Origin of the sequence: Streptomyces sp. NPDC014894, assembly GCF_043080985.1 — a bacterium.
In the GTDB taxonomy this organism is placed as follows: Bacteria; Actinomycetota; Actinomycetes; order Streptomycetales; family Streptomycetaceae; genus Streptomyces.
In genome coordinates, this window is sequence record NZ_JBIBWD010000008.1 from 322,055 (window position 1) to 337,773 (window position 15,719).

At 73.1% G+C, this 15,719-nt stretch carries 15 protein-coding genes and 2 pseudogenes; 8 read left to right on the forward strand and 9 right to left on the reverse strand.

The window, feature by feature from the left end:
- Positions 1-47 precede the first annotated feature (47 nt).
- Complete coding sequence (locus ACF089_RS21170) at positions 48-512, reverse strand: GNAT family N-acetyltransferase (protein ID WP_392028692.1); 465 nt, start codon at positions 510-512, stop codon at positions 48-50.
- A gap of 585 nt (positions 513-1,097) precedes the next feature.
- Between ACF089_RS21170 and ACF089_RS21175 the strand changes: the two genes are divergently transcribed.
- Together ACF089_RS21175 and ACF089_RS21180 are read left to right on the forward strand one after the other, a co-directional pair.
- Positions 1,098-1,877: a calcium-binding protein gene (locus ACF089_RS21175; RefSeq protein ID WP_392028694.1), complete on the forward strand. Its 780-nt coding sequence runs from the start codon at positions 1,098-1,100 to the stop codon at positions 1,875-1,877.
- A 215-nt stretch (positions 1,878-2,092) separates the two neighbouring features.
- A pseudogene (locus ACF089_RS21180) lies at positions 2,093-2,784 on the forward strand (MOSC domain-containing protein).
- Between the two features lie 31 nt (positions 2,785-2,815).
- Here ACF089_RS21180 and ACF089_RS21185 read toward each other — a convergent pair.
- Positions 2,816-3,889 carry a LacI family DNA-binding transcriptional regulator gene (locus tag ACF089_RS21185; protein WP_392028696.1) on the reverse strand — a complete coding sequence of 358 codons (1,074 nt, stop codon included), beginning with the start codon at positions 3,887-3,889 and terminating at the stop codon, positions 2,816-2,818.
- A gap of 220 nt (positions 3,890-4,109) precedes the next feature.
- Here ACF089_RS21185 and ACF089_RS21190 point away from each other — a divergent pair, with 220 nt between their 5' ends.
- The gene (locus ACF089_RS21190; protein WP_392028698.1) at positions 4,110-4,424 is read left to right on the forward strand and encodes a DUF1778 domain-containing protein; all 315 of its coding nucleotides are present in this window, start codon (positions 4,110-4,112) and stop codon (positions 4,422-4,424) included.
- Entirely contained in the window at positions 4,421-4,819 is a 399-nt protein-coding gene (locus tag ACF089_RS21195) for a fic family toxin-antitoxin system, toxin component (RefSeq protein ID WP_392028699.1), read from the forward strand. Before ACF089_RS21190 ends, ACF089_RS21195 begins: the two co-directional genes overlap by 4 nt.
- 46 nt (positions 4,820-4,865) lie before the next feature.
- Here ACF089_RS21195 and ACF089_RS21200 read toward each other — a convergent pair whose 3' ends face one another.
- Both ACF089_RS21200 and ACF089_RS21205 read right to left on the reverse strand, forming a co-directional pair.
- Complete coding sequence (locus ACF089_RS21200) at positions 4,866-5,303, reverse strand: PPOX class F420-dependent oxidoreductase (RefSeq protein WP_392028701.1); 438 nt, start codon at positions 5,301-5,303, stop codon at positions 4,866-4,868.
- Between the two features lie 140 nt (positions 5,304-5,443).
- Positions 5,444-5,773, reverse strand: a complete 330-nt coding sequence (locus ACF089_RS21205) for a winged helix-turn-helix transcriptional regulator (protein ID WP_392028703.1) — start codon at positions 5,771-5,773, stop codon at positions 5,444-5,446.
- A 221-nt stretch (positions 5,774-5,994) separates the two neighbouring features.
- Here ACF089_RS21205 and ACF089_RS21210 point away from each other — a divergent pair, with 221 nt between their 5' ends.
- Positions 5,995-6,885, forward strand: coding sequence for an NAD(P)-dependent oxidoreductase (locus ACF089_RS21210; protein ID WP_392028705.1), 891 nt, complete (start codon positions 5,995-5,997; stop codon positions 6,883-6,885).
- 414 nt (positions 6,886-7,299) lie between these two features.
- Entirely contained in the window at positions 7,300-8,490 is a 1,191-nt protein-coding gene (locus tag ACF089_RS21215) for a Cmx/CmrA family chloramphenicol efflux MFS transporter (protein ID WP_392028707.1), read from the forward strand.
- 122 nt (positions 8,491-8,612) lie between these two features.
- Here the strand turns inward: ACF089_RS21215 and ACF089_RS21220 are convergent.
- Both ACF089_RS21220 and ACF089_RS21225 read right to left on the reverse strand, forming a co-directional pair.
- Positions 8,613-8,840: pseudogene (locus ACF089_RS21220) on the reverse strand (HAD family hydrolase); the annotation flags it as partial.
- Positions 8,729-9,151, reverse strand: coding sequence for a hypothetical protein (locus tag ACF089_RS21225; protein ID WP_392028709.1), 423 nt, complete (start codon positions 9,149-9,151; stop codon positions 8,729-8,731). The gene ACF089_RS21225 and the pseudogene ACF089_RS21220, both read right to left, overlap by 112 nt.
- Positions 9,152-9,508: 357 nt before the next feature.
- On the opposite strand from ACF089_RS21225, the gene ACF089_RS21230 reads away from it, so the two are divergent.
- The gene (locus ACF089_RS21230) at positions 9,509-10,420 is read left to right on the forward strand and encodes a nucleoside hydrolase (RefSeq protein WP_392028943.1); all 912 of its coding nucleotides are present in this window, start codon (positions 9,509-9,511) and stop codon (positions 10,418-10,420) included.
- A gap of 54 nt (positions 10,421-10,474) precedes the next feature.
- Here the strand turns inward: ACF089_RS21230 and ACF089_RS21235 are convergent, their stop codons facing one another.
- On the reverse strand, positions 10,475-11,314 hold the full coding sequence (locus ACF089_RS21235) for a nitroreductase/quinone reductase family protein (RefSeq protein ID WP_392028711.1): 840 nt from the start codon (positions 11,312-11,314) through the stop codon (positions 10,475-10,477).
- 1,284 nt (positions 11,315-12,598) lie between these two features.
- The gene (locus tag ACF089_RS21240) at positions 12,599-13,285 is read right to left on the reverse strand and encodes a 2-oxoglutarate/malate transporter (RefSeq protein WP_392028713.1); all 687 of its coding nucleotides are present in this window, start codon (positions 13,283-13,285) and stop codon (positions 12,599-12,601) included.
- A 38-nt stretch (positions 13,286-13,323) separates the two neighbouring features.
- On the opposite strand from ACF089_RS21240, the gene ACF089_RS21245 reads away from it, so the two are divergent.
- Entirely contained in the window at positions 13,324-13,995 is a 672-nt protein-coding gene (locus ACF089_RS21245; RefSeq protein WP_392028715.1) for a TetR/AcrR family transcriptional regulator, read from the forward strand.
- Positions 13,996-14,152: 157 nt separating this feature from the next.
- Here ACF089_RS21245 and ACF089_RS21250 read toward each other — a convergent pair whose 3' ends face one another.
- Positions 14,153-15,358: a thiolase family protein gene (locus ACF089_RS21250; RefSeq protein WP_392028717.1), complete on the reverse strand. Its 1,206-nt coding sequence runs from the start codon at positions 15,356-15,358 to the stop codon at positions 14,153-14,155.
- Positions 15,359-15,719: the final 361 nt, after the last annotated feature.

Consider the following 15,719-nt stretch of genomic DNA (forward strand, 5'->3'; position numbering starts at 1 on the left):
ACGAGCCGCCGTCACCCGGCCGACATCGCGCGAATCAATCGCGTGAATCAGCTGACGGCCCGGCGAAAGATCTGCCGGGAACCGCCTTCCGGTCCCGGATCTGCGGCCTCGGCAGCGGCGAAGCCCAGACGCTCGTAGAAGACGCGTGCGCCGCTGACGACAGCACCGGGATGGTCGGCCCCGAAGGTGACGACCTCGACAGTGCCCGGGCCCCGCACCCACCGGCGCGTCGCGTCCGACATCAGTGCGCGTCCGACGCCCTTGCCCCGCACCTGCTGCGAGATGACGAGCCAGTGGACGTGGTGGACCGGCGCCTCGGCTCCGAACAGCAGCCCGCCGAGGAGTTCCGGCCCCGGGGAAACAGCGACGAGCGCCCGGGACCGGCGTATGTGCTCGCGCACAGCGTCATGGAAACCGACGTCCTCGACCATCGGACCGAACCAGTGCTCAACCTGGGCCGCCAGGCCGAGAAAGCCGGCAAAGTCTGCGTCTTCCGCGAGTCTGATGATCATCCGAGCAGTCTGGCACAGACGAGGCGAACGTCGCCCGGTGCGGCACCAGCGCCTCGCACAGCCCCGGAGGACGCGACTCCGCCGACTTCTCACGGCCACCGCGCGACGGACGCCTGACGAGGTATCGTCCGCAGCCTGTCAGCCCCGGCCGGGAAGTCCCCGTACCGACCGGCGCGGCACCCGTCCTCGTCCGCCCGACCCACAGGAACTGGCGGGCGGCGCGGGCGCTTTCCCGGCCCCGGCGGCCGTTCGCGCGCGCCGCCGGGGAGCGCCCAACCCTCCCATCACCGGGGGCAGTTCGACTCGACGGTGATCCCCGCGTGCTGGTTTGGTCTAGACCAAGAGGGGTACGCTTCCGTCGCCGACCATGGACACCCCAACGGCCATGGCACGGCGATTTGACATGCCCATGTCCGGATTGTCTTCGGGCGGGCGGGGGCGAACCCCCCACGGAGGAGTCCCCCACGAGCCCCGTCCGGGAGGGCCGGCCACGAGGACGCCGCCGTCGAGACCGATCGCCCGGTCGGCCGGCGGCCGCCCCGCCGGCAGGTCGGTCCACCGGTCGCCACATCGAGATGAGGCCTCATGAACCGATACCGAGCCACCGCCCGCGCGGTCGCCGTGACTCTGCTCGTCACCGGCATCGCCGCCGCCCCGGCGGCCGCCGCCCCCGCCGCGCCCGCCGCCGGGGCGAAGGCCCTCGTCGGCGCCGACTGGGCGTCTCAGTCGATCGTCTTCACCGCCGGCGCGGGACAGGTCAACGACCTCCATGTGGTCCCGATGGACCTCGGCGACGGGGTCCGGCGGATCGGTTTCCGCGACTCGGTCGCGCTCGAACCGGGCGACCACTGTACGTACCTCACGCCCGGGGACCCGACCTACGTGGTCTGCGAACTGCCCACCGGCACCGCCCGGCCGGACCGGATCGACATCTTCCTCGGCGACGGCGACGACACGATCGCCACCAGCGACCCCGGGGTCTCCACCGTCCGCGGCGGCCCCGGCGACGACGCCCTGCACGCCCACACCGCGCACACGGTCCGGGGCGACGCGGGGAACGACATGGTCATGGGGCGCGTGGTCATGGACGGCGGCGACGGCATGGACCATCTGATGGGCGACGACGGCGACCAGCGGCTGTGGGGCGGCCGGGGCCACGACATGATCGAGGCGTACGGCGGCGACGACATCGTGTACGCCGGTCCCGGCAATGACCACGCCATGGGCGGGGACGGCCGCGACGTCCTCCTCGGCGGCCCCGGCGACGACACGCTGAACGGCGAGGGCGGCGACGACCTGGTCAGCGGCGGCCCCGGGAAGGACAAGGTCGAAGGCGGCCCGGGCCGCGACGTCGTCCTCCGGTAGTCGTCCCTCCCGCGCCGGAGGCGCCGGGCGCTGTCCGACAGCGGGCCTCGTGGCGCGATCGCCGACAGGTGATCGCGCCCCGGGGCCCGCCCCCGGTCGCGGAGCGGCCGTCCGCCCCGGGGCCGACCGCCCCGGACGTCGGGCAGGCCCCGGGGCCGGAGGTGAACGCGGTGGAGGGTTCGCGGACGACTCGTCAGCCTCCGGCCATGAGGCGCATGAAGCTGCTGACCGTGAACCGGGGCCGCCCGAGGCCGGTCGACTACACCTCCGCCCCGAGCGGGATCACCGGGATCCACAAGGAACCCGTCGACGGCCCGGGCCGCCCGGCCGAGGGGGCGGCGGTGTGGCGGGCGACACGGTCTGCGATCTTCGTTTTCACGGCGGCGGCGACCAGGCGGTGCACGCCTTCGCCCGGGAGGATCTGGACTTCTGGGAACGCGAGCTGGAACGACCGCTGCCCAACGGCTCGTTCGCCGAGAACCTCACCACGGCCGGAGTCGACATCGCCGAGGGCAGGATCGGCGAACGCCGGCGGATCGGTCCCGATCTGTTGCTGGAGATCACCAGCGGACGGATCGCCTGCCGCACCTTCCAGGGCCGGCTCGGCGAGGCCGGCTGGATCAGGCGCTTCACCCGGCACGCCGTCACCGGGGCCTGTCTCCGGGTGATCGCCCCGGGCGAGATCCGCGCGGGCGATCCGATCGAGGTCATGTAGCGGCCGGACCACCGGGTGACGGTGGGCATGGCCTTCCGCGCGGTGACCCTGGAACGGGAGCCGCTGCCCGAAGTCCTCGCCGCGGGCGACGCGCCGCACTACGAGGTGCCGCGCACGGCGCGCGAGTACGTCGCCTCCCTCGGGGCGGGCAGGACGAAGGGCGACACCGGGGCGGCCCCCGGCGGGGAGTGACGCGCGGCCCGCGCACGGGCGGAGCCGTGGATCAGCTGTGGTGCTGGGGCGGGGGGCAGCCGCAGCTGGTGCGGTGGGCGACGGAGACGGGGAGCACCAGGGAGACGGGCTCCCGGACGCGGTCCTGGAGCCGGCGGACCAGGAGGTCCACGGCCTCCTCGCCCAGCCGTCGCATCGGCTGGCGGACCGTCGTCAGCGCGGGTCTGACGATCCGGCTCAGCGGAATCCCGTCGAATCCGGTGACGGCGACGTCCTGCGGGACCCGCACGCCGCGCCGCTCCAGCGCGCGCAGCGCGCCCACCGCCATCTGGTCGTTGGCGAACAGCATCGCCTGCGGGCGCTCGCCCTCCCGGTCGAGCAGCGCCTCGGCCGCCCGCGCCCCCTCCGCCTGGGTCATCGGGCGGCCGCGCTCGGCCGGCTCGTCCGGCACGGGCAGTCCGGCGTCGCGGCAGGCCTCGCGGAAGCCGGCGAACCGGGCCTCGGCGTCCGGGGAGTCCGCCTCGCCGCCGACGAAGGCGAGCCGGCGGAGCCCGTGGTCCTCGATGAGGTGCCGGGTCAGCTCGCGCTCGCCGGCCGCGTTGGCCACCTCGATGTGATCCAGGTGGTCGATCTCGCGCGGGCCCGCGAGCATGACCACGGGGAGCCGGCGCGAGATGAGTTCGAGGTCCTCGGTGGGCACGGTACGGGCCAGGACCGCGAAGCCGTCGACCCGTCCGGCGACCTGTTCCACCAGGCTGCGGGGCCCGCCTTCGAGGGAGGCGGCGATCAGCAGCGCGTAGCCGTGGCGCCGGGCGGCCCGTTCCATTCCGCGAATGATCTGGTCGGAGTAGAGCATCACGGCGGAGTCGTCGTCCTCGGCGTCCGCGCCGTCGGCCTCGGTGTCCGGATCCGCGTAGTCGGGGAAGCAGAGACCCAGCACCCCGGTGGTGCGGCTGGCGAGCCCGCGCGCGCTGCCGCTCGGGACATAGCCGAGCCTGCGGGCGGCCTCCAGGACCCGGTCCCGGGTCTGGGCGCGGACCGAATCGGGGTTCCGGTAGACCCGCGAGACCGTCGCGATGGAGACGCCGGACTGTTCGGCGACGTCGTACACAGTGGGGGTGCTCAACCGACCGACCGTCCGCTTCTTGTGTGCTCTGACCGTGTGCGCATGCGTAATGAAAGCGCATTCACCCTAGGTCGCGCGACTCCCGCCGGGCAAGGCGGAGCCCGCTTCCGGTCACTTCCCCGGAATCGTACGACTACTTTCGGCCACCACATCCTCCAGGTCCGCAGCGGGCTCCGCCATGACCTCCGTATGGAGTGATACCAGTGATACCGTCGCCACCATGACCGAGCCCAAGGCCATGAGTCTGCGCTTCCCCGACCCCGAGCAGCGCGCGGCGATCGCCGCCGCGGCCAAGGCGACGGGCGTGAGCATGCAGGAGTACATCCTCTCGGCGGCCTATGAGCGCGCCACCGCCGTGGAGAGCACGTTCCTCGATCACTTCAAGGCGTCGGTGGCCCGCAGCCACGAGGCGTTCGCCGCCGAGACCGGGAGCGCGGGCGGGGGCCCGGGCGGGGAGATCGCCGACGAGCACCGCGCGGCCGAGGTGCGCGCCCGCCGCGAGCTGGAACGGGACGAGCGGGACAACGCCGCGTGAGCGATCCCGGGGAGGACCGGCCGGAGCCGCACCGTATCGATGTGTCGTTCCTGCTGCACGCCGCCGAGTTGGTGCCGGGCGATCCGCAGGTCGACGACTACGGCCCGCTCTACGCCGCGGTCGCCCGCATACAGTCGCGGGCGATGGGCCGGGACATCTACGGCTCGCAGCACCTCAAGGCCGCGGCCCTGCTGCAGACGCTGGCGAAACTCCCGTGCCTGGAACACTCGAACGAGGCGTTCGCCTGGCACAGCACCGAGGCGTTCCTCGCCCTGGGCGGCCATCGGCTGGGGTACGCGCCGAAGGACGCGGTCGTCCTGGTGCGGGACGCCGCCTCCGGCGCTCTGGGCGTGGCCCGGATCGCCCACCTGCTCCATGTCTGGACCCTCGACTGATCCACCGGAGCCGCACCGGAGGCCCTGACGGATGACCGGAGCCGGTTCAGCCGCCGGCCGGATCGACCGGGGGGCGGTGGACGGTCCGTACCGGTTCGCACCATTCGGCGCCGACGGGCAGGCCCTCCAGATTCCAGCTCCAGGAGAGCGTCGGGGTGACGCGCATGTACAGCCCCGGACCGACCAGGCCGACCCGCTCGAACGGCTCGTCGGCCACACCGTAGATCCGCATACAGCGCGCGGTGAACGGTTCGAAGGACATCAGATCGTCGATGACCAGGGCGACCTTGCGCTGTCCGGACCGGACATTGCGGAATTTACGGGTACGGGCGACGCTCGGCCCGGAGCCGCCGATCCAGAAGTAGGTCCCGTCGAACTCATAGGCGAGCGGGACCACATCGGGCTGCGCGTCCGCGGAGACGCTGGCGAAGCGCGCCAGGGGCTGTGACTGCAGATAGGCGATCTCTTCGCCGGTGAACGGCATGGGGGCTCTCCTCTCCGGGCACGGCACGGCGGGCCGTTCGGCTCGCCGTGCCGTCCGTCGGGACCGTGGGGACGCGGTGCCATCTGAGCCGTACCGCGTTCCCCGGGGTCTCATGCGCGACACCGCGCGCGGCCACCTGTTCAGGGAATGGCCTCGATGCGCTCCATGTGCTCCTCGCCCCACTCGCCGAGCGGGGCCAGCGCGGTGTTGAGGGTCCGGCCGAAGTCGGTCAGCGAGTACTCCACCTTCGGCGGGACCTGGTGATGGACCTCGCGGTGCACCAGACCGCTGGTCTCCATCTCCCGGAGCTGGAGGATCAGTATCCGCTCGCTGATGCCGGCCACCGTCCGTCTCAGCTCGCCGAAGCGCAGCGGGCCGTCCTGCAGCGAGAACAGGATCAGCCCCTTCCACTTGCCTCCCATGACATCGATGGCGGCGTCGAGCCCGCAGGTGTAGGACCGCTTCTTCATCATCACTCCAACCGAGCCACTGACTCTGCGACACCTCACACTGACAAACATGTGAGTACCCAACAAAATTGTCGGTACTTGATCGTTTGTCTGCGGAGACCCAGCATGGATACCGGACGCGGGTGACCGGCTCCGCACCGGGGTCAGGGTGGAGCGGCGGCGGCCCGCCCGACGGGACTTTGTCGAAGTCATACAACCGACCCTCTGGGAGTGGAGCATTCATGGCCGAGGACAGCCGTACACCCGTGACCGTCGTCGGGCTGGGTTCGATGGGCGGGGCGCTGGCGGAGGCGTTCCTCGCGGCGGGGCATCCGACCACCGTGTGGAATCGCAGCCCGCACAGGGCGGCCCGGCTCGTCGCGCTGGGCGCCGACCACCGGACGGAGATCGGGGAGGCGGTGGCGGCGAGTCCGCTGACGGTCGCGTGTCTGAGCGCCTACGACGTCACCCGGCGGAGTCTGGAGGCCGCGGGCGACGCGCTCGCCGGACGGACGCTCATCACGCTGAACAGCGGCGTTCCGGCCGAGGCCCGGGAGATGGCCGCGTGGGCGGCCGGGCGGGGGGCCCGGTTCCTCGACGGGGCGGTGAAGAATGTGCCGTCGGCGGTGGGGGGACCGGACACGCTCCTCTACTACAGCGGGGACCGGGCCGTCTTCGACGCGTACGAGCCGGCGCTGCGGGCGCTGGGCGGCGACACCGTCCATCTCGGGCCCGAGGCCGATCTCGCCGCGCTCTACGAGTCGGCGGTGGGGGCCCTGCTGCTCCCGGCCCTGCTCGGCTTCTTCGAGGGCGCGGCGATGGTGACCGCGCGCGGGCTGGAGGCGGGTTCGATGGTGCGGTTCTCGGTCAAGTGGCTGGAGATGATCGGCTCCATACTGCCCGTTCTGGCACGGGAGATCGACACCGGGGAGTACGGCGACGCCGCCTCCTCCGTCGGCCTCTTCCATGACGCGCTGGCCTCCGAGGAGCTGTTGGGCGAGGAGGCCGGCGTCGATCTGTCCTGGCACGCGCCGATGAACGATCTGCTGCGGCGGGCGGTCGCCGAGGGGCATCGCGAGCACAGCGTCTCGGCGCTGGTGGAGATGGTAAGGAAGCCGCCGCGGTCGGTGTAGCGGCCGCGTACGAGGGCGAGGGCGCGCCGACGTCCGGGTACGAGGGCGCGCCCGCAGCCGGGCCCGGCCGTGCGACGGCGTCCGGGCCCGGCCGGGCGCGGGGGCGACCCGAGGGGGCCGGGGACCCGGGACGGTCCAGGGTTTCGGGTGGCGAAAAGCGCGTCCGTGATCCCGCCTGGCGGAAAAGCGCGTGGACAGGGCGGTACGGGCATGGCTAACCTGCGGCCATGTCCAGCCCCGAGTCCTCCAGAGTGGAGCCACCGGCCGCCCGGTGGCTTCCCGCGCTGTCGCGCTGATCTCCCGCGCCCGGTGATTCCCCGGGCCCGGTGACGGATTCCGCCGACTCCCTTCCGGATGCCGCCCGCGGCCCGCCGCTGACTCTGTCGATCTCAGTAGTGGCTGTGGAGTTCCGCTGTGCCCTTTGTTCTGTATCTCCTCGGACTGGCCGTTTTCGCCCAGGGGACATCCGAGTTCATGCTGTCCGGTCTGATTCCGGACATCGCCCGTGACCTACAGGTGTCCATCCCCGCCGCCGGGTCGCTGACCTCGGCGTTCGCCGTGGGAATGGTGCTCGGCGCGCCGTTGATGGCCGTCATGAGCATGCGCTGGTCCCGACGGCGCGCGCTGCTCACCTTTCTGATCGTCTTTCTGCTCGTCCATGTGGTGGGCGCCCTGACGAGCGACTACGGCGTGCTGCTGGCCACCCGCGTCGTCGCCGCGCTCGCCAACGCCGGGTTCCTGGCGGTGGCCCTGTCCACCGCCGCCGCGGTCGCGCCCCCGAACGCCAAGGGCCGCGCCACCTCGATCCTGCTCGCCGGCATCACCCTGGCCTGTGTCGCGGGCGCTCCCGGGGGCGCGGTCCTCGGTCAGCTGTGGGGGTGGCGCTCGGCGTTCTGGGCGGTCGTCCTGCTCTCGGCGCCCGCCGTCGTCGCGGTGCTGAAGTGGGTGCCCGACGGTACGCCGGGTTCGGCGGGCCCCGGGGTGCGCGGGGAGCTGCGGGTGCTGCGCGCCCGCCGGCCCATGGTGCTTCTGCTGCTGTGCGCGCTGGTGAACGGGGGCACCTTCTGCACCTTCACCTATCTCGCGCCCCTGATCACCGGTGTCAGCGGGCTGGGTTCGGTCTGGGTGCCCGTCGTGCTGGCGCTCTTCGGCGTGGGTTCGCTCATCGGGGTCACCGTGAGCGGCCGGCTGTCCGACGCGCGGCCGGTGCCGCTGCTGCTGACGGGCGGTACGGCGCTGCTCGTCGGCTGGGGCGTGCTCGCGCTGACCGCCGGGAGCCCGGTGGCGGCGATCTCTCTGGTCATGCTCCAGGGGGCGCTGTCGTTCGCCGTCGGCTCCACCCTGGTCTCACAGGTGCTCTACTCGGCGGCCGGAGCGCCGGCCCTGTCCGGGGCGAGCGCCACCGCCGCCTTCAACGTCGGCGCGGCGCTCGGCCCGGCGCTCGGCGGGGTCGCCATCGGGGCGGGGCTCGGGTATCGCTCGCCGCTGTGGGTGAGCGGGCTGATGGTCGCGCTCGCGCTCGCGGTGGCCCTGACGGCGATGGCGTCCGGCCGGGCCAGGGGCGGGGTGCGGGGGCCTCGGGCGGAGGGAGCGGCGACCCCGTGATCCGGGGGTGAGGGATTGAGGAGAAGAGCGAGGGCGGTGCGCAGATCCTCCGCGTCGCGGAAGACCACTCCGGTCATACCGAGGCGGACGGCCGCCTCGACGTTCTCCCTCAGATCGTCCACGACGAGGCAGCGGTCCGCGCGGACCCCGGCGCGCTGGGCGGCGATCCCGTAGAAGTCCGGGTCCGGTTTGGCCAGTCCGATGAGCGAGCTGTTGACGACGGCGTCGGCGAGATCGCTCAGGCCGAGCCGGGCCAGGTCCTCGTCCAGCCGGACGGTCGCGTTGGTGACCAGCACCAGCGGGCAGCGGCGGCGGGCCCGGCGCAGCAGTGCGACCACGGTCTCGTCCACCCGGGAGTCGGCGCGGACGAAGGCGTGGGCCAACGGCCCCGGGACCGGTCCACTTGGGGCAGCAGTCCCCGGACGATCGACTCCTCCCACTCCTCGTGGGTGATGCGGCCGAGGAGCAGCGGCAGATCGTTCTCCGGCGCGTACCCGACGGCGGCCGTGGCTCCCTCGGGCAGCCCGGCCGCCCGTTCCAGCCGGGTCACCTCGGTCATGTCGTAGGAACGGATCACTCCGTCGACGTCGCAGAGCACGGCGTGGGGGCGGTCGGCGGGGGCGGCCGGGTCGGTGGGATCGGCGGCGGTCGTCGTCGTCACGCGCCATGGATACCACCGCGTTCCCGGAGGCGACGAGTCCGTACGCGGTACGCCGCCCGGCGCGGCGCGGCGCGTCCGTACGTCCGTACCGTTCGGATCCGGACGTTGTGCGCCGCGCCCTTCCGGCGGGCGGGGGTTTCGTCGCCATACTGGCGATCACACGGGTCGTGCGGACGGGCGGCGGGCTCCCCCGGCGGACCGTTCCGGCGTGCGCCGGACCCGTGGCCCGGTTCGGTCCCGTCCCCCCTTACTCGTATCCGTCCCGTTCTCTTAACCCTGCCGAGGAGCGCCGTGCCGTCCACTCCTGTGCCGATCGTCATCGATTGCGATCCGGGCCATGACGACGCTCTGGCGATCATGCTGGCGGCGGGGGATCCGGCCGTCGAGCTGCTGGCGATCACCACCGTGGCGGGGAATCAGACGCTGGAGAAGACGACGCTCAACGCGCGCCGGATCTGCGCGGCGGCGGGGATCGCCGGGGTGCCGCTCGCGGCCGGGTGCGCGCGGCCGCTCGTGGAGCCGCTGGTCGTCGCGGACGATGTGCACGGGAAGACCGGTCTGGACGGTCCGCGTTTCGGCGAGCCCGCCGTGGAGGCGGTCCCCGAGCACGCGGTGGAGCTGCTGCGCCGGGTCCTCACCGGGCATCCGGAGCCGGTGACGCTGGTGCCGACGGCTCCGCTGACCAATGTGGCGCTGCTGCTGACGCGGTATCCGGAGGTCGTGCCGCACATCCGCGAGATCGTGCTCATGGGCGGTTCGACCGAGCGCGGGAACCGGACGCCCGCCGCCGAGTTCAACGTCCATGTCGACCCGGAGGCCGCCGACATCGTCTTCCGCAGCGGCGTCCCGGTGACGATGTGCGGTCTGAACGTCACCCACCAGGCGCTCGCCACTCCGGAGGTGCTGGCCCGGTTCGAGGCGCTCGACACCGAACTCGGCTCGCTGTGCGTCGAGCTGATGTCGTTCTACGCCTCCTCCTACCGGCGGCTGTGGGGTTTCGCCTCGCCGCCGGTGCACGATCCGGTGGCCGTGGCGCGGGTCATCGACCCGGCGATCGTGCGCTGTGCCGAGGCGAGCGTGGCGGTCGAACTGCGCGGGCGGTACACGCGCGGCGCGACCGTGGTCGACCCGTACGGGTATCTGGACCGGCCCGTGAACGCCCTGGTGGCGATGGAGTTGGACGCCGAGCGGTTCTGGGATCGCATGGTCGCCGCCGTCGGCGCGCTCGGGCGGCGAGGTGCGGAGGGGGCGCGGACGGGTACGGCGTGAGCCGCCGCCGCCCGGTCGGCGGCAGCGGCTCACGGGGCGCGGGCCCCTTCGGCCTCAGCCGTCCAGCAGCGGGATCAGCTGCTCCTCCTCGTAGGCGAGATGACTCTCCAGCTCGGCCAGGAGCCGGTCGACCTCGGGGAGGATGGTGCGCGGGTCGGCGTCCGCGTCGTCGACGAGCGTACTCAGCCGCGCCGTCAGCGCGGCTATCGCGAGGTGCTCGTCCCGCAGCCGGTCGAGGACCGGCGCGAGTTCGGGACGGCGTTTCCCGAGCATCGGGAACATCATCGCGTCCTCGCCTTCGTGGTGATGGCGCAGCCCCTGGCAGACGGTGAGGCAGTTGACCCGGAGCTGAGCGGCCAGGCCGCCCGGGCCCGATACGGCTATCTCCTCCCGGACCAGGGCGAATTCACGCCGGATTCCGTCGTGGATCAGTCTCACCGCGTCGCCGACGGACTTCGCGGCCGGGATGTCGGGCGGCCCGGCGGGGATCTCCCGGAGCGCGACCACGGGAATGACACGTGTGGTCTTCGCCTGGTACTCGGCCCAGCCGGGATCCGATTCGACCGCGCGGGCGAAGGCCCGGTCGCGTTCCTCGCCCCGCAGGACCACGGCCTCCGCCTCATAGGTGAAGACGCCGCTCTCGACGGTGACCCTCGGATCGGCGACCAGATTGTGGTACCAGGCCGGGTGCCGGGGCGCGCCGCCGGCGGAGGCGATGACGAGGACGCGTTCGCCGCCGTCGGGGAGATAGCCGACGGGGGTGGTGCGGGGGGCTCCGGAGCGGGCTCCGGTGGTGGTCAGAAGGAGCAGCCGGGCGCCTTCGAAAATGCCGCCGACACGGCCCGCGTTGGCGCGGAACTCATCGATGACGGTCTGGTTGAAATCGTTGGGCAATTCATCGCTTTCGGTTGAGGGAGGGCTGTCGGAGGTGGTCCGTCCGGTGGACGGGCATGCCGAACAGCCGTCGGCCAGGGGTGGGCGGGGGCCCTTGCGGGGGCGCGCGCACCGGGCGTGGCACGGCGGAGGGGGGCGCTTCAGGAGCGCGGGGGTGACGCACGGCGTGCGCGGAGGGGGCCGCCGTACGAGGAGGTGTGGCGGTGGAGGTGGAAAGGGCGGGGCTCGCACCCGCCTCGGAGTCACTCCGAGGCCGGGAACCCAACTCGCTTCTGGCACATGGCCGACCCGGCAGTCACAAGCGGGGATGGTAGTGGGGGGTGGGGGGCGGTGGCAATCGCCTTTCTTTGGGGCGGGGGCTTGGGGGGTGCTGGGTGGGGTCTTGTGCGGGCTCGCCTCAATCGCCGGCGGGGCTGAGGGGCGCGGGCTGCGGCGCGCCGGGATCGCGGGCCCTCGCGGGGCCCCGCCCCGAACCCCGCGCCTCAATCGCCGGCGAGGCTGAGAATTACCCGGCGGCTCCTGCTCCACACATCGACGCCGGGGGACTGAATCGTACGATCCACGCTTCCAGCAAGGCCGGCATTGACAGCACAGGCTCCAAGTGACGCCGGGACTTGCGACCCATGCCCCGGCGGAACGGGAATTCACGGCCCGCGCTCCCGTCAACGCTGGGACTCGCAGCCCTCACGCCGCCAGAAGCCCGGGCCCCCGCGGGGCCCCGCCCCGAACCCCGCGCCTCAAACGCCGGCGAGGCTGAAATTCGCGACCCACGCCCCGGCGGAACGGGAATTCACGGCCCGCGCTCCCGCCAACGCTGAGACTCGCAGCCCTCACGCCGCCAGAAGCCCAGGCCCCCGCGGGGCCCCGCCCCGAACCCCGCGCCTCAAACGCCGGCGAGGCTGAGAATTACCCGCCGGCTCCTGCTTCACGCGTCGACGCCGGGGGGCTGAATCGTACGATCCACGCCCTCAGGGTCGGCGGGGCCGACCTTCCACCCCGCGACAGCGGAATGCCGACGACCGGGCAGCGGCAAATCAAGCCCGTCCGGCGATTGAGGACGAACCCGCACCCCCAGCACGCGCAGCGAACAGTCACACCTCAGACATGAGCGGACGCCGAGTTCACGCACCCGCCCAAACACACACCCCAAGCGCCGACAGGACCCACGTCAGCACACCCCGCGAGAACGGAACCCCGACCGCCGGGCAGCGGCCCAACCCAGCCCGTCCGGCGATTGAGGACAGGCCCGCACACCCACCACGCGCAGACCTCGGGCGTCGCGGCTCACGTCGAGGAGGGGCGGATCAGGGTGAGGCCGAAGAGGGTGGTCCAGAGGAGCCAGAGGAGCCAGCCGGTGAGGCCGAGGAGGCCGAGGGGGCCGGGGGTTTGGGTGATGAGGGGGGTGAGAGTGGCGGAGGTGAAGAGGAGGGCGGCGGCGAGGAGGCCGAGGGCGGCGTGCCAGGGGCGGATGAGGCCGGCGCGGCAGCCTGCTGCGGAGAGGCCGAGGAGGGCCAGGGCGAGGAAGGTTCCGTTGAGGGTGAAGAGCGTGTCGTGGAGCGCCCAGAGGGCGGCGGTGCCGGGGTCGTCGGGCGCGCCGGTCGTCGTCAGGGCCAGCCGGGTCGCGACGACGCCGGCGAACAGGCCGTTCTGGAGGAGCAGTCCCGCGCAGCCGACCACCGCCCACGCGCGGACGTCGTCCCGCCCTGAGCGGGAGAGCGCGGAGTACGCTCCCGCGCCGAAGAGGGTGGCCAGCACCCACGCGGCCGGGGTCACGGCGGAGCCGATGCCGACGATGTCGGGCTTCGCGCCGAAGAACGCGGTGACGTCGGCGAGTTCGGAGCCGGTGCGGGGAAGCCCCGCGGGGACCATGATCATGTTGCCGAGGGCGATGGTGAAGGCGAACCCGATCGCGGCGAAGCCGCCGATCCGGGGGAGGTTCATCGGGGTCGGCGGTAAGATTTTACGCATCATGTATTCACTATAAGCACTGTAAAGCGAAAGAGGCGACCGTGGATTCGGAAGCGAACTCGGGCAGGCGCTCGTACGACTCGCTGCGCAGGGCGGCACAGGCGCGGGAGACCCGCGCCGACATCGCCCACGCCGCCCGGAAGCTCTTCCTCGCCCAGGGGTGGGCGGCGACGACGGTGCGGGAGGTGGCGCGCGAGGCCGGGGTGTCCGCGCCGACCGTCTACGCGACGTACGGGAACAAGGCAGGGCTGGCCGGGGCGCTGGCCGACGCGGCGGATCTGTCGGCGGACGCGGCGCGGCTCGTCGAGGAGTTGGAGGAGCCGGGGGCGGACCCCGCGCGGCAGCTCGCGGCGATGGCCGGGTACGACCGGCGGCTGTTCGAGCGGGCGGGCGATGTCATCGCGCTGGTGCGCGAGGCGGGGCGCGGCGAGCCCGCGCTGGCGGCGACCTATCGCGAGGGGCGGGCGGGAGGGGACCGTACCCGCTCGGGAGTCTTCTCGACCTGGCCGCCGGGGGTGCTGCGGGAGGGGCTGGACGTGCCGGAAGCCGTCGACGTGTACGCCGCGATCTGCAACATCGACGTCTACCGGACGCTCACCGTGGAACGCGGCTGGCCGCCCGAGCGGGTCGAGCGGTGGTGGGCGGGCGTCCTCGCCCGTGAACTGCTGTCGGCCGGGAGCCGCCGGACCGCCCCGGAGGAAACGTCTTCCTGAGGCCGGGGAGCGCGGGCGGGGACGCCCGCACCGGGGCCGGCGAGGACGCGCCCGTACCGGGGGCGCCGGCGGGACCTCACGTACCGGCCGCGCCGGCGGGGGCGCGCGCCCGAGCCGCTCCCCGGCGCCCCGCCCCCGCCCCTGGCAGACCGCTCGCTCAGGGCGCGTCGAGGACCATCGCGAGCCCCTGGCCGACGCCGATGCAGAGCGCGGCGACGCCGGAGCCGGAGCCCGCGGCGGCGAGCTGATGTGCCACGGCCCCGGTGATACGGGCGCCGGACGCGCCGAGCGGATGGCCCACGGCGATCGCGCCGCCCCGCGGATTGACCACGGCGGGGTCCAGCTCGGGCCACTGTCCGAGGCAGGCGAGGGCCTGCGCCGCGAACGCCTCGTTGAGTTCGACGGTGCGCAGATCGCCGAACCCGCGTCCGGCCTTCTTCAGGGCGCGCCGGACCGCCTCCACCGGGCCCGCGCCGAAGAGCTGCGGTTCGATGCCGGTGACCGCGGTCGCGCCGATCCGCGCCAGGGGCGGGCGGCCGGTGGCGCGCAGCCCGTCCTCGTCGGTGAGCAGCAGGGCCGCAGCGCCGTCGTTCAGCGGCGAGGAGTTGCCGGCCGTGACGGTGCCGCCCTGGCGGAAGGCGGGCTTCAGCGCGGCGAGCGCCTCGGCGGAGGTGGTGTCGCGGACGCTCTCGTCGCGTACGAGGGCCACACCGTCGAGCGGGCCGTCGAAGGGGACGACCTCGGCGTCGTACCGGCCGTCCGCCCAGGCCGCGGCGGCCTTGCGGTGGCTGTCGAGGGCGAAGGCGTCCTGGGCCTCGCGGCCGACGCCGTACCGGTCGGCGACGAGTTCCGCGCCCTCGCCGAGGGCGACCGTCCACTCCTGGGGCATCCGGGGGTTGGTCATCCGCCAGCCGAGGGTGGTCGAGTACATCTGCTGGTGTCCGGCGGGGAGGGCGCGCTCGGGCTTGGGCACCACCCAGGGCGCCCGGCTCATGGACTCGACGCCGCCGGCGACCGCGACGGAGGCGTCGCCGACCGCGACGGCCCGGGCGGCCTGGACGACCGCCTCCATGCCGGAGCCGCAGAGCCGGTTGACGGTGACGCCGGGCACGGTCACCGGGATCCCGGCGAGGAGCAGTGCCATGCGGGCCACATTGCGGTTCTCCTCCCCCGCGCCGTTGGCGTTGCCGAGGACGACGTCGTCGATCCGGGCCGGGTCGAGTTCCGGCGTACGGCGGAGAAGGGCGCGCAGGACATGGGCCGCGAGGTCGTCGGGGCGTACGCCGGAGAGCGCACCGCCGTATCTGCCGACCGGGGTGCGGACGGCGTCCACGACATAGACGTCTCGGAGGCGGTCGGGCATCTCTGCTCCTCGTTGGGCGGCGGGGCGGACTGCCGTCGGGGCGCGGGTCCGGGCCGCCGCACCCGCGCCCGCCCGTCGCCCCGGGGCGGCCCGGGCCGCCGGGAACCCCTCGTCAGAGGCGGGCGGCCGCTGCCGCGCCCGGATCCGTCCACCAGGTGAACACTCGTTCACTTCGGCGCTCCGAGTGTGCGTTTCGGCCGACGGACATGTCAACGGGACCCGCGCCCGGAGGCGTTGCGAGAGTGCGCCGCGTACGGCTCGGACGTGCAGGGGCGACACAATCACGCAACATTTAATCTAGCCAGAGATGATTGACCACCAGACATATTTTCCGTACCGTCGTGCCCCATGTTGCACTTCG

Coding starts and splice junctions, on each gene's coding strand:
- ACF089_RS21170 (WP_392028692.1), bottom strand. CDS start 512: ATGATCATCAGACTCGCGGAAGACGCAGACTTTGCCGGCTTTCTCGGC.
- ACF089_RS21175 (WP_392028694.1), top strand. CDS start 1,098: ATGAACCGATACCGAGCCACCGCCCGCGCGGTCGCCGTGACTCTGCTC.
- ACF089_RS21190 (WP_392028698.1), top strand. CDS start 4,110: ATGACCGAGCCCAAGGCCATGAGTCTGCGCTTCCCCGACCCCGAGCAG.
- ACF089_RS21200 (WP_392028701.1), bottom strand. CDS start 5,303: ATGCCGTTCACCGGCGAAGAGATCGCCTATCTGCAGTCACAGCCCCTG.
- ACF089_RS21205 (WP_392028703.1), bottom strand. CDS start 5,773: ATGAAGAAGCGGTCCTACACCTGCGGGCTCGACGCCGCCATCGATGTC.
- ACF089_RS21210 (WP_392028705.1), top strand. CDS start 5,995: ATGGCCGAGGACAGCCGTACACCCGTGACCGTCGTCGGGCTGGGTTCG.
- ACF089_RS21230 (WP_392028943.1), top strand. CDS start 9,509: ATGCTGGCGGCGGGGGATCCGGCCGTCGAGCTGCTGGCGATCACCACC.
- ACF089_RS21240 (WP_392028713.1), bottom strand. CDS start 13,285: ATGATGCGTAAAATCTTACCGCCGACCCCGATGAACCTCCCCCGGATC.
- ACF089_RS21250 (WP_392028717.1), bottom strand. CDS start 15,358: ATGCCCGACCGCCTCCGAGACGTCTATGTCGTGGACGCCGTCCGCACC.